At 62.3% G+C, this 12,198-nt stretch carries 12 protein-coding genes; 8 read left to right on the top strand and 4 right to left on the bottom strand.

Annotated elements, in window-relative coordinates:
* The first annotated feature begins 46 nt into the window (after positions 1 to 46).
* Positions 47 to 889: a substrate-binding periplasmic protein gene (locus IFT57_RS02150; protein WP_446731176.1), complete on the top strand. Its 843-nt coding sequence runs from the start codon at positions 47 to 49 to the stop codon at positions 887 to 889.
* Positions 890 to 894: 5 nt separating this feature from the next.
* Here IFT57_RS02150 and IFT57_RS02145 read toward each other — a convergent pair whose 3' ends face one another.
* Entirely contained in the window at positions 895 to 1,089 is a 195-nt protein-coding gene (locus IFT57_RS02145; protein WP_122479086.1) for a DUF6316 family protein, read from the bottom strand.
* A gap of 96 nt (positions 1,090 to 1,185) precedes the next feature.
* Positions 1,186 to 2,562 carry a class II fumarate hydratase gene (locus IFT57_RS02140; RefSeq protein WP_192150252.1) on the bottom strand — a complete coding sequence of 459 codons (1,377 nt, stop codon included), beginning with the start codon at positions 2,560 to 2,562 and terminating at the stop codon, positions 1,186 to 1,188.
* A 223-nt stretch (positions 2,563 to 2,785) separates the two neighbouring features.
* On the opposite strand from IFT57_RS02140, the gene IFT57_RS02135 reads away from it, so the two are divergent.
* From IFT57_RS02135 to IFT57_RS02105, 7 genes are all read left to right on the top strand, one after another.
* Positions 2,786 to 3,325 carry a DUF2059 domain-containing protein gene (locus IFT57_RS02135; RefSeq protein ID WP_122479082.1) on the top strand — a complete coding sequence of 180 codons (540 nt, stop codon included), beginning with the start codon at positions 2,786 to 2,788 and terminating at the stop codon, positions 3,323 to 3,325.
* A gap of 14 nt (positions 3,326 to 3,339) precedes the next feature.
* Positions 3,340 to 3,636 (top strand): BolA family protein, encoded by a 297-nt coding sequence (locus IFT57_RS02130; protein WP_122797384.1) that lies wholly within the window; start codon positions 3,340 to 3,342, stop codon positions 3,634 to 3,636.
* Positions 3,637 to 3,796: 160 nt separating this feature from the next.
* Positions 3,797 to 4,735, top strand: a complete 939-nt coding sequence (gene trhO / locus IFT57_RS02125) for an oxygen-dependent tRNA uridine(34) hydroxylase TrhO (RefSeq protein WP_192049575.1) — start codon at positions 3,797 to 3,799, stop codon at positions 4,733 to 4,735.
* Between the two features lie 4 nt (positions 4,736 to 4,739).
* Entirely contained in the window at positions 4,740 to 5,375 is a 636-nt protein-coding gene (locus IFT57_RS02120) for a DsbA family protein (RefSeq protein ID WP_122797386.1), read from the top strand.
* Positions 5,368 to 7,200: an ABC transporter ATP-binding protein gene (locus IFT57_RS02115; RefSeq protein WP_192150250.1), complete on the top strand. Its 1,833-nt coding sequence runs from the start codon at positions 5,368 to 5,370 to the stop codon at positions 7,198 to 7,200. Before IFT57_RS02120 ends, IFT57_RS02115 begins: the two co-directional genes overlap by 8 nt.
* Before the next feature lie 151 nt (positions 7,201 to 7,351).
* Entirely contained in the window at positions 7,352 to 9,814 is a 2,463-nt protein-coding gene (locus IFT57_RS02110) for an EAL domain-containing protein (protein WP_122797388.1), read from the top strand.
* A gap of 46 nt (positions 9,815 to 9,860) precedes the next feature.
* Complete coding sequence (locus IFT57_RS02105; RefSeq protein WP_122479071.1) at positions 9,861 to 10,643, top strand: TenA family transcriptional regulator; 783 nt, start codon at positions 9,861 to 9,863, stop codon at positions 10,641 to 10,643.
* A 116-nt stretch (positions 10,644 to 10,759) separates the two neighbouring features.
* Here IFT57_RS02105 and IFT57_RS02100 read toward each other — a convergent pair whose 3' ends face one another.
* Together IFT57_RS02100 and mupP are read right to left on the bottom strand one after the other, a co-directional pair.
* Positions 10,760 to 11,500, bottom strand: a complete 741-nt coding sequence (locus IFT57_RS02100) for a YciK family oxidoreductase (protein WP_122797389.1) — start codon at positions 11,498 to 11,500, stop codon at positions 10,760 to 10,762.
* Between the two features lie 25 nt (positions 11,501 to 11,525).
* Positions 11,526 to 12,197 carry an N-acetylmuramic acid 6-phosphate phosphatase MupP gene (mupP, locus tag IFT57_RS02095; protein ID WP_122713104.1) on the bottom strand — a complete coding sequence of 224 codons (672 nt, stop codon included), beginning with the start codon at positions 12,195 to 12,197 and terminating at the stop codon, positions 11,526 to 11,528.
* Position 12,198: the final 1 nt, after the last annotated feature.

Here is a 12,198-nt window from a genome sequence, read left to right as displayed (position 1 = left end):
CCCTAGCGTACGTGCTTCGCAAAACGGCTGGTGGGGGTTTTCTGTCTTGAGGTACGGTTATGTTAAGGCGGCCCTGCCACGTCTGTTGCTGGCCGCACTGGTTCCATGGATAGCAGCCCTATGGGCGTCGGGCGCACACGCGGCCCAGGAAGTGCGTATCGGCGCGGCGCATTTTCCGCCGTACGTCGTGCACCCCGAACAAGGCCGCAACGAAGGCCTGTTACCGTCGCTTATCGAGCAGCTCAACCAGGTGCAGACCCAATGGCATTTTGTTTTGGTGCCGACTTCGATCGCCCGGCGCTATCAGGATTTCGAGCGCGGCCGGGTCGACATGGCGATCTTCGAGAACCCGCTGTGGGGCTGGCAACGCATCAAGCACAGTGCGGTCGATCTGGGGCTGGAAGATGCCGAAGTCTTCGTGACGCTCAAGCAGGGCAATAACCAGGATTTCTTCGCCGATCTGAATGGCAAGCGCATGGCGCTGTTCTACGGCTATCACTACGCGTTCGCGGATTTCGACGCCAACCCGCAGTATCTGCTGCGAAGGTTCAACGCCGTGCTCACGTATTCCCACGAAAGCAACCTGATGATGGTGGTGCGCAAGCGGGCCGACATTGCGATGGTCACGCAATCATTTCTCAGCGATTTCATCGCCCGCAACCCGGATATCGGCGCACAACTGCTGGTTTCGCAACGGGTGGACCAGATCTATCGACACTACGCGCTGATACGCCCCGGTGCGCCGATCAATGCCGAGGAGTTCACTGCGCTGATGCAGCAGATGCACGCCAGCGGCAGGTTGCTGCCTATCTTTGCGCCAGCCAAGGTGGCTGTGCTGGAGCAGCCTGCTCGTCGTGTGGTCGTGCGCAACCCTGCAGCGAAGCCCTGAAAGGCCTAGCGATAGGATTGACGCCCCGAGACACGGGACACATACGCCCGGCTTTCGCGTTCAGCTTCCTCGCGAGTGGCGAAGGGGCCTTCCAGAGTCTTTTCCCGGGTGCTGAAAAAATAGAAACCGTTGACCGTGCTGAATCGTTCGGCACGAAAGTGCGTGGTTTCAACGAGGTCCTGCGCACGCTTGCCAAACATGATGTGCGTCCTGTGTAGAAATGGATCTTGGATGTGGATCGGGCGAGTTCACCGCCGGCGTCATCGTTGGCAGACGATGACGCCGGCGGCAAGAGCTTAAAGCATTTCTTCGGGCCGCACCCACTGGTCGAACTCGGCCTCGCTCAAGTAGCCCAGGGCCAATGCCGATTCACGCAGCGTCAAGCCTTCAGCGTAGGCCTTCTTGGCGATCTCGGCGGCCTTGTCGTAGCCGATGTGCGGGTTGAGTGCGGTGACCAGCATCAAGCCACGCTCGAGGTGCTCGCCCATGTGCTGCACGTCCGGCACCAGCCCGGCTACGCAGTGTTCCTGGAAATTGCGGCAGCCATCGGCCAGCAGCTTGATGGACTGCAGCAGGTTGTGAATGATCACCGGCTTGTACACGTTGAGCTGCAGGTGACCCTGGCTTGCGGCAATGCCGATGACCACGTCGTTGCCCATGACCTGGCAAGCCAGCATGGACAGCGCCTCGCACTGGGTCGGATTGACCTTGCCAGGCATGATGGAACTGCCCGGCTCGTTGGCAGGCAGTTTGATTTCGGCCAACCCTGCGCGAGGCCCTGAACCGAGCAGGCGGAAATCGTTGGCCAGTTTCATCAAGGCCACGGCGAGGGTCTTGAGAGCGCCCGAAAGACTGGTCAGCGGCTCGTGGCCGGCCAATGCCGCGAACTTGTTCGGCGCGGTGACGAAGGGCAGGCCAGACAGCGCAGCCAGCTCGGCGGCGATCGCTTCACCGAACCCTTTGGGCGCATTGAGCCCGGTACCCACTGCGGTGCCGCCCTGGGCCAGCTCGCACACGGCAGGCAAAGCGTTGCGAATGGCCTTCTGAGCGTATTCGAGCTGCGCCACGTAGGCCGAGACTTCCTGGCCGAAGGTGATCGGCGTGGCGTCCATCATGTGCGTGCGGCCGGTCTTGACCAATTGCATGTGGCGTCCGGCCAGCTCGGCCAGGCCCTCGCCAAGTACGGCGATTGCCGGCAGCAGGTCAGCCTGCACGGCTTGCACGGCGGCGATGTGCATGGCAGTAGGGAAGCAGTCGTTGGAGCTTTGCGAGCGATTGACGTGATCGTTCGGGTGCACTGGGGACTTGCCGCCGCGGCCCTTGCCGGCCAGTTCGTTGGCACGCCCGGCAATGACTTCATTGACGTTCATGTTGCTCTGCGTGCCGCTGCCAGTCTGCCAGACCACCAGGGGAAACTGATCGTCATGCTCGCCTGCAAGGACTTCGTTGGCGGCCTGCTCGATCAGTCGGGCGATGTCGGCCGGCAGGTCTCCGTTGCGATCGTTGACCCGCGCGGCGGCCTTCTTGATCAGTGCCAGGGCGTGCGAAACCGGCAGCGGCATGCGTTCCTCGCCAATGGCGAAATTCACCAGCGAACGTTGGGTCTGAGCGCCCCAGTAGGCCTCTTCAGGAACTTCGACCTGTCCCAGGCTGTCTGTTTCGATACGACTCATGCTGTTCATGCTCCTTGTTGTCGATCTCGCGTCACACCCCGAAGATGCACGGGCGGGTCATGCTGCAGTTCACCGGCAGCCTTGGCTGTTAGGGTACGTACCGGGCGTCTGGTTCCATGAAACTGCACGTGCCGTTCGTAGCCTGGGGTTGAGAGACGCACGAGCTTGAGCGCAGAATGATCGTTTCTGGGGTCTTACCTCGCCTGCTAGATAAGGAAACTCGATGACTCGTTTTCGCGCCATCTGCACCGCGGCTGTTCTCGTCTGTGCCAGTGGCCAGGTACTTGCCGACACCGCCAGCCACAACGCCAGCGCCGAAGCCTTCCTGATGATGGCTCATGCGGACAAGCTGGGTACGCCGGTGTACATGCAAGTGCAGCAAATGTTCGCTCAGCGCTTCGAGCAGACCAAGGCACCGGCCAGCAAGCAGGCGACCCTGGAAACCTATCAGGCCAAGGCCAATGCAGCGTTGGACCAGGCCATCGGCTGGCCCAAGCTCAAGCCCGACATGGTCAAGCTCTACACCACGAACTTCTCCGAGCAGGAGCTCAAGGACCTGGTCAAGTTCTACCAGTCGCCGCTGGGCAAGAAAGTGCTGGAAAAAATGCCTGCCGTGACCCAGCAGTCGGCGCAGCTGACCCAGCAGAAGCTGGAGAGCGCAGTGCCAGTGGTCAACAACCTGTTGGCTGACATGACCAAGGAGCTGGATCCACAGGGCGCCGCCAAGGCTGCTGCAGGTCCGGCCAAGCCAGCGAAGCCTTGACGGAGTCGCCACTGATGTCGATGAAGGACCGTATCGTATCCACCCTGCAGATGCTGCAACCCGAGCATCTGCAGGTGCTGGACGAAAGCCACATGCACAGCCGGGGCACCGAGACCCACTACAAGGCGGTGCTGGTCAGTGAGCGCTTCGCCGGCCTCAACAGCGTCAAGCGCCATCAGTTGGTGTACGGCACGCTCGGCGAGCTGATGGGTGAGTTCCATGCATTGGCGCTGCACACCTACACGCCTCAGGAATGGGCGCAGACAGGGGCCGCACCGGCGTCGCCCACCTGTGCTGGCGGTGGGCACTGAGTCAGGGAATTTGCTAGAATCTGCGACCCGCCAGCGGCATGCCGTTGGCGGGTTTTTTCATTTCTGTTCACTGGCCTGTCGCCTGACTCGTCCCGTGAACTGTCCCCCAAGAAAATCCGGTCCGGCCCTTGCGCGGTCGACCACCTGGAGCGTTTTACCCATGACCCAAGCGATCGTCGTGGCGGCACTGTACAAGTTCGTCACCCTGGAAGATTACGTCGAAATGCGTGAGCCGCTGCTGCAGGCCATGCTCGACAACGATATAAAAGGCACGCTGCTGATAGCCGCCGAAGGCATCAACGGCACCGTGTCCGGCACCCGCGAAGGCATCGACGGCTTGTTGGCCTGGCTCAAGCTCGATCCACGCATGGACGACATCGACCACAAGGAATCGTACTGCGACGAGCAGCCGTTCTATCGCACCAAGGTCAAGTTGAAGAAGGAAATCGTTACTCTGGGCGTCGCGGGAGTGGACCCCAACCTGACGGTCGGCACCTATGTCGAGCCGCAGGACTGGAATGCGTTGCTCGACGATCCTGAAGTGCTGCTGATCGACACTCGCAATGACTATGAAGTCGCCATCGGCACCTTTCAGGGCGCCGTGGACCCCAAGACCGCTTCGTTCCGCGAATTCCCGGATTACATCAAGGCGCATTTCGACCCAGCGGTGCACAAGAAGGTCGCCATGTTCTGCACCGGCGGCATCCGCTGCGAAAAAGCCTCCAGTTACATGCTCGGCGAAGGCTTCGAAGAGGTCTATCACCTCAAGGGCGGCATTCTCAAGTACCTGGAGCAGGTGCCTCAGCAGGAAAGCAAGTGGCAAGGTGACTGCTTCGTCTTCGACAATCGCGTCACGGTGCGCCACGACCTCAGCGAAGGCGATTACGATCAGTGCCATGCCTGTCGCACGCCGATCAGTGTCGACGATCGCGCCAGCGAGCACTACGTCCCCGGCGTCAGTTGCCCGCACTGCTGGAACAGCCTGAGCGAAAAGACCCGCAAGAGCGCCATTGATCGTCAGAAGCAGATCGAACTGGCCCGCGCGCGTAATCTGCCGCACCCTATCGGCCACAACTATCGCAAAGCTGCCCAGGATTGAGTCCATGTCGCGCAACCGCCTGATCTACGTGATGGACCCGATGTGCTCCTGGTGCTGGGGCTTCGCGCCCGTGGCCCAGGCCCTGATCGATCAGGCCGAGGCGGCAGGGGTCAAGACCCATATCGTAGTGGGCGGGCTGCGCAGCGGCGGCGCGGCGCTGGAGCCGACCACCCGTGATTACATTCTTGAGCACTGGCACGCGGTGCACGAGGCCAGCGGCCAGGCTTTCGAGTTCGAGGGCGCACTGCCGGCAGGCTTCGTCTACGACACCGAGCCGGCTTGCCGAGCGATCGTGGCGGTGCGCGAGCTGGCGCCCGATCTGGCCTGGCCGCTGGTCAAGCTGATCCAGCAGGCTTTCTACACCTTGGGCGTAGATGTAACCCAGCCGGTGCAGCTGGCTGCCCTGTCCGAACAGGCCGGTGTGCCGCGCATCGAGTTCGTCGAGGCTTTCGACAGCGATCTTCGTGTGCAAACCACCCAGGCCGATTTTGCCTGGGCACAGGGACTGGGCATTGCCGGCTTTCCCACCTTGCTCGCGGAGCGCGACGGCCAGTTGGCTTTGCTGACCAATGGCTATCGCCCCCTGGCCGATCTGGCGCCGCTGTTGGCCCGCTGGCTGGAACGTGCTGCCGATGCATGAGCGACCCGGCCCCGTCGGGGCGGCAGGTTCGCGAACCACGCCCGCGTCAGACCGCCTGAGCTGGGGCGAAATACGCCGGTTGGCATTGCAGCACAAGCGGACGCTGTGGACCGCCAATGGCGTCGCGGTACTCGCCACCTTGTGCAGCGTGCCGATACCCCTGTTGCTGCCGCTGCTGGTCGATGAGGTGCTGCTGGGGCATGCTGGCAGTGCCACGCGCTGGATGAGCCAAGTGTTGCCCACGGCGTGGCAAATCCCTGTCGGGTTCATCGGCCTGATGCTGGTGATCAGTTTCACTCTGCGTTGTGGCGCATTGCTTTTCAATGTCGTGCAGGCGCGGCTGTTCGCCGGGCTGGCCAAGGACGTGGTCTATCGCCTGCGTCTGCGTCTGATCGAACGCCTTAAGCGCATCTCCCTCAGTGAATACGAAAGCCTGGGCAGCGGGACCGTCACCACCCACCTGGTCACCGACCTGGAAACCCTGGACAAATTCGTCGGCGAGACCCTGAGCCGCTTTCTGGTGGCCGTGCTGACGCTCGCCGGCACCGCAGGCATCCTGATGTGGATGCACTGGAAACTGGCGCTGCTCATTCTGCTGTTCAACCCTCTGGTGGTATACGCCACGGTGGTGCTGGGCAAGCGCGTCAAACACTTGAAGAAGCTCGAGAACGACAGCACGGCGCGCTTCACCCAGGCACTCGGCGAAACCCTGGACGCCATCCAGGAAGTACGCGCCAGCAACCGCCAGGGTTATTTTCTGGGCCGCCTCGGCTTGCGCGCTCGCGAGGTGCGCGACTTTGCGGTCGCCTCGATGTGGAAGAGCGACGCGTCGGGCCGCGCCAGCGCGCTGCTGTTCCAGTTCGGCATTGATATCTTCCGCGCCGCAGCGATGCTCACGGTGCTGTTCTCCGACCTCAGCATTGGCCAGATGCTGGCAGTGTTCAGCTATCTCTGGTTCATGATTACCCCGGTGGAGCAGTTGTTGAACCTGCAATACGCCTACTACGCTGCAGGTGGGGCGCTAAGCCGGATTAATGAATTGCTCGCTCGCGCCGATGAACCCAGGTATCCGGGCGGCAGCGATCCGTTCCGTGACCGCGAGACGGTAGGCATCGACATTCGCGGCTTGAGCTTCGCCTATGCCGAGGACAAGGTGCTGGACCGGCTGGACCTGAGTATTGCGCCTGGCGAAAAGGTCGCCATCGTCGGCGCCAGCGGGGGAGGCAAGAGCACACTGGTGCAATTGCTGCTCGGGCTCTATACGCCGCAGGCCGGAGAGGTGCGCTTCGGCGGTACGTTGCAGCAGGCGATAGGCCTGGAAACCCTGCGCGATAACGTCGCGGTGGTGTTGCAGCATCCATCACTGTTCAACGATACCATTCGTGCCAACCTGACCATGGGGCGCACGGCCTGCGACCAGGCGTGCTGGAATGCGCTGCAGATTGCTCAGTTGGACAACACGGTGCGAGACATGCCCCAGGGCCTGGACAGCATCGTCGGCCGTTCGGGTGTTCGCCTTTCCGGAGGCCAGCGCCAGCGCTTGGCGATTGCTCGAATGGTGCTCGCCGAGCCCAAGGTGGTCATTCTCGACGAAGCCACCTCTGCGCTCGATGCGGCCACCGAGTACAACCTGCACCAGGCCCTTGCGCGATTCCTGCGCGGGCGCACTACGTTGATCATTGCCCACCGGCTGTCTGCGGTGAAGCAGGCCGACCGGGTGCTGGTATTCGACGGCGGCCGGATCGCCGAAGATGGAGATCACCAGCAGCTCATCGCGGAGGGCGGGCTGTATGCGCGTCTGTACGGTTATCTGCAACAGGTTTGAGTCCCTGCCTTGCGGCGCGGCCAGCCATGAAAAAAAAGATTCGGCATTGACGAAATCTGTGCCGGTCCTTTCCGAAACTAGCCTAGAGTGTGCCAGTGGTGATTGAAGTTCTGACTTGGACGTTGCCTGGATTGCTGAAGCAAGGAACCTCATGAAGCACACACAGACTCTCGATACGCCGAGATTGCTGGGGATTGTCTGGCCATTCATCGCCGTTGTGGGGTTGATGGCAATGCTGGGTTGCATCAGCCTCTACGCGCTGTCCGCGGTGCGTAGCTATGTCGCGGGCGAAAGCTTCTGGTCCAAGGGCCAGAAAGACGCGATCTACTACCTCAACCTGTACGCCGACAGCCGCGACGAGGAAGTCTTCCAGAAGTACCTGCGCGCCATCGCCATTCCCCAGGGCGGTCACCAGCTGCGGCTGGCCCTCGACCAGCCCGAGCCCGATCTGGCGGCTGCACGGTCGGGAATCCTGAAGGGCAACAACCACCCTGACGACATGCAGAACATCATCTGGCTGTACCGTCACTTCAGCGATGTGAGCTACATGTCCAGGGCCATCGCGCACTGGAAGATCGGCGACACCTACCTGGTCCAGCTCGACGCCCTTGCGCAGCAGATGCACTCGGCGCAGCAGGCCGGCACCGCCAGCGAAGCGGACATGGCGCGCTGGAAGCACCAGATCATGCTCATCAATGATGCGGTCACGCCTGCCGCGATGGCCTTCAGTGCGGCACTGGGCGAAGGCTCGCGCGCGGTGCAGTACCTGCTGGTGGTCAGCAACCTGCTGGTGGCACTGCTGTTGATCGTGCTGGCGCTGTGGCGCACGCGCAAATTGCTCAACCAGCGCCATGCTTTCGCCTATGCCTTGCAACTGGAAAAGGACCGTGCCCAGGTGACCCTGGCGTCGATCGGCGACGGGGTTATCACCACGGATGTCGAAGGCGCCATTCTCTACATGAACCCGGCCGCCGAGCGACTCACCCACTGGAGCGCCGATCAGGCCGTGGGGCTGCCGCTGGCGGCGCTGTTCAACCTGCTCGACGAGAACGCGGAGAAGGACAGCTTCACCCTGATCGACCACATCGTCAGTGGCGACCTGCGCGGCGGCAGCGAACACGCCAAGCTGATCCAGCGCCTGGACGGCAGCACGGTCTCGGTGACGCTGGTGGGTGCGCCGATCCAGACCGACCAGCACATCAGCGGTACCGTGCTGGTGCTGCACGATATGACCCAAGAGCGTCAGTACATCGCCAACCTGTCGTGGCAGGCCACGCACGATGCGCTGACCGGGCTGGCCAACCGCCGCGAATTCGAGTTCCGCCTCGAGCAGGCGCTTAGCGCCCTGCAGCGCTATCCGGGCTGCCACTCACTGATGTTCCTCGACCTCGATCAGTTCAAGCTGGTCAACGACACCTGCGGCCACGCGGCGGGCGACGAGCTGCTTCGCCACATTTGCGCACTGCTGCAGTCCGGGCTGCGCGAGGGTGATACCCTGGCCCGCCTGGGCGGTGACGAGTTCGGCATCCTCATCGAGAACTGCTCGGCCGCCGAATCGGAGAAACTGGCCGAAACGCTGCGCCACACCGTGCAGAACCTGCACTTCGTGTGGAAAGGGCGCCCGTTCGTCACCACTGTCAGCGTTGGCATGGTGCACCTGACCCAGGCCCCGATCACCCTCGAAGCCTCGATGCGCGCCGCCGACATGGCCTGCTACCTGGCCAAGGAACGCGGTCGCAACCGCGTTCAGGTCTACCACGCCGCCGACAGCGAACTGACCGTGCGGGTCGACGAGATGGCATGGGTCCAGCGCCTGCACATGGCCCTGGAGGAAAACCGGTTCTGCCTGTACGCACAGGAGATCGCCGCCCTGGGGATACAGGACGGACCGCCGGGTGGGCACATCGAGATCCTCCTGCGCCTGAGCGATGAAACCGGCCGCATCATCATGCCCGAAGTGTTCATCCCGGCTGCCGAACGCTACGGCCTTATGACCGCCCTGGACCGTTGGGTGGTGCAGAACGTATTCAAGGTCGTGCGCCAGACCCTTGACCAGCCCGACCAGGGGCCGTTGGCGGTGTGCGCGATCAACCTGTCCGGGATCAGCATCGGGGATGACGAATTCCTTGAATTCCTCCGCGAGCAATTTCGCTTGCATGCGATTCCCCCCGAGCTGATATGTTTCGAGATTACCGAGACCAGCGCCATCGCAAATCTCGGCAGCGCCATCCGTTTTATCAATGAATTGAAGGGCTTGGGTTGTCACTTTGCACTCGACGACTTCTGCGCCGGTATGTCTTCCTTTGCTTATTTGAAACATTTACCCGTTGATTATTTGAAAATCGACGGCAGCTTCGTTAAAGATATGTTGGACGACCCGATCAATCGGGCGATGGTGGAAGTGATCAACCATATTGGCCATGTCATGGGCAAGCGCACCATTGCCGAGTTTGTCGAGACGCCTCTGATAGAACAGGCCTTGCTGGAAATTGGTGTGGACTACGCACAAGGATACTTGATCGAGCGACCGCAGGTTTTCACCTGTGACAGTCTGCGCCGTCACCTGGGCAGACTGCGGCCGTTGCGCTTTGGCGTTCCCGACACTTTCCGATAAGGGCAATTTGCCGCTGTTCTTCACTTAATTAAATGGAGGTTTGCCAGTGAACGATCCTTTTATTCGCCTGGGTCCGCTGATGGACGCAAAAAGTTATCCCGAGTGGGCACAGAAACTGATCGAAGACTGTGCGCCGAACAAGCGTCGGGTCGTCGAGCATGAGGTTTACGCGCGCATGCGCGACAACCAGCTGAGCTCGCGCACCATGCGTCATTACCTGATCGGCGGCTGGCCCGTGGTAGAGCAGTTCTCGCTGTACATGGCGCAGAACCTGACCAAGACCCGTTTTGCCCGGCATCCGGGCGAGGACATGGCGCGGCGCTGGCTGATGCGCAACATCCGTGTCGAACTCAACCATGCCGATTATTGGGTGCACTGGAGCCAGGCGCATGGCGTCAGTCTCCAGGATCTCATTGCCCAGGACGTGCCGGCCGAGCTGCACGCGCTCAGCCATTGGTGCTGGCAAAGCTGTGCCACCGACTCACTGGCGGTCGCCATGGCGGCCACCAACTATGCCATCGAGGGTGCAACCGGCGAGTGGTCGGCAGTGGTCTGCGCCGACGACACCTATGCCCAGGCATTCCCCGAGCAGAACCGCAAGCGCGCCATGCGCTGGCTGAGCCTGCATGCCCAGTACGACGATGAGCATCCGTGGGAAGCACTGGAAATCATCTGCACCCTGGTTGGCAACCATGCTACCGAACTGCAGCAGGCCGAGCTGCGCAACGCCATCTGCAAAAGCTACGACTTCATGTTCCTGTTTCTGGAGCGCTGCATGGCGCTGGAGCTGCAGCGCACCACCACCCTGGACAAAAGGGTCGTGGCTTGAAGCGGGCTAGCGGCGTGACGCAGCACTAGCAGGATCGCCTCAGGCGGCGCCACGGTTGCGCGACAGGCTGGCTGGCCGGTCGTCACAACGGTCGGCGTCCGTCCTGAGGACACATTTCACTGGGCGTCGAACGCCCGGCCGTTGACCCCGATACTGTCGGGTCCCATCAAATACAGATAAACCGGCATGATCTGTTCGGGCAGCGGGTTGCGGCCTGGCTCCTCGGCTGGGTACGCCTGCGCCCGCATGGCCGTGCGCGTGGCACCTGGGTTGATACTGTTGGCGCGCATCGCGCTGACACCTTCCAGCTCGTCGGCGAGGGTCTGCATCAGGCCTTCGGTGGCGAACTTCGACACGCCATAGGCGCCCCAGTGTGCGCGTCCCTTGCGACCGACACTGCTGGAGGTAAAGGCTATCGAGCCATCCGCTGCCTGCTTGAGCAGCGGTAGCAACGCGCGAGTGAGCATGAAGGTGGCGTTCACGTTGACCTGCATCACCTGGACGAACTCGTCGTCGGGCAGCACGTCGAGTGGCGTGCGCGGGCCAATGATCGAGGCGTTGTGCAGCAGGCCATCGAGGCGGCCGAACGTGCGCTCGATCATCTCTGCCAATTGCGCGTACTGCTCGCTTCGCGCGCTCTGCAGGTCGAAGGTGATGACCACGGGCTGGGCATGCCCGGCGGCTTCGATCTCGTCGTACACGCTGGTCAGGTTGGATTCGGTCTTGCCCAGCAGCAGAACGGTCGCGCCATGGGCAGCGAAGGTTTTCGCGGCGGCAGCGCCGATGCCACGGCCGGCACCGGTCACCAGGATGATGCGCCCGGCCAGCAGGTCGGGGCGGGCTGAGTAATCGAACATGGAAACTCCTGGAAAGTTGTACGGTTCAGCAGCCGCAAAGGGCCTGGTCGAGCACGCGGCGCAGATCCGACGGGTGATCGACCACCACGTCGGCGCCCCAGTGATCCGGGTTGTCGTCGGGATGGATGTAGCCGTAGCGCACTGCTGCCGTCCTGGTGCCGGCATCGCGGCCCGACTCGATGTCGCGCAGATCATCACCGACGAACAGCACGCTGGCCGGGTCCAGGTCGAGCTTGCTGCACGCCAGCAGCACGGGTTCGGGGTCCGGCTTGCTGCGCGTCACGTGGTCGGGGCAGATCAGCACGGCCGAACGCTGCGCCAGCCCCAGCTGCTGCATGATGGGCTCGGCGAAGCGCAACGGCTTGTTGGTCACCACGCCCCAGATCAGCTTGGCCTGCTCGATGTCCGCGAGCAGTTGCGCCATGCCTTCGTAGAGATGGCTGTGGACCGCGCAGCCGTGTTGGTAACGCTCGAGGAACTCCAGGCGCAAGGCCTCGAACTCCGCTGACTCGGGCGCCAGGTCGAACGACGCCTGGACCATGGCCTTGGCCCCGCCGGAGATCACGTCGCGCACACGTTGCTCGTCGATCGGCGGCAGGTCGCGCTCGGCGCGCATGGCCTGGCAGATGGCGATGAAGTCCGGCGCGGTGTCGAGCAGCGTGCCGTCCATATCGAAAAGTACCGCTCGAAGGCGCATG

Source organism: Pseudomonas sp. CFBP 13719 (genome assembly GCF_014842095.1).
GTDB lineage: Bacteria > Pseudomonadota > Gammaproteobacteria > Pseudomonadales > Pseudomonadaceae > Aquipseudomonas.
The sequence above is the reverse complement of the archived record's forward strand: the minus strand, read 5'-3'. Positions and strand labels throughout refer to the sequence as shown.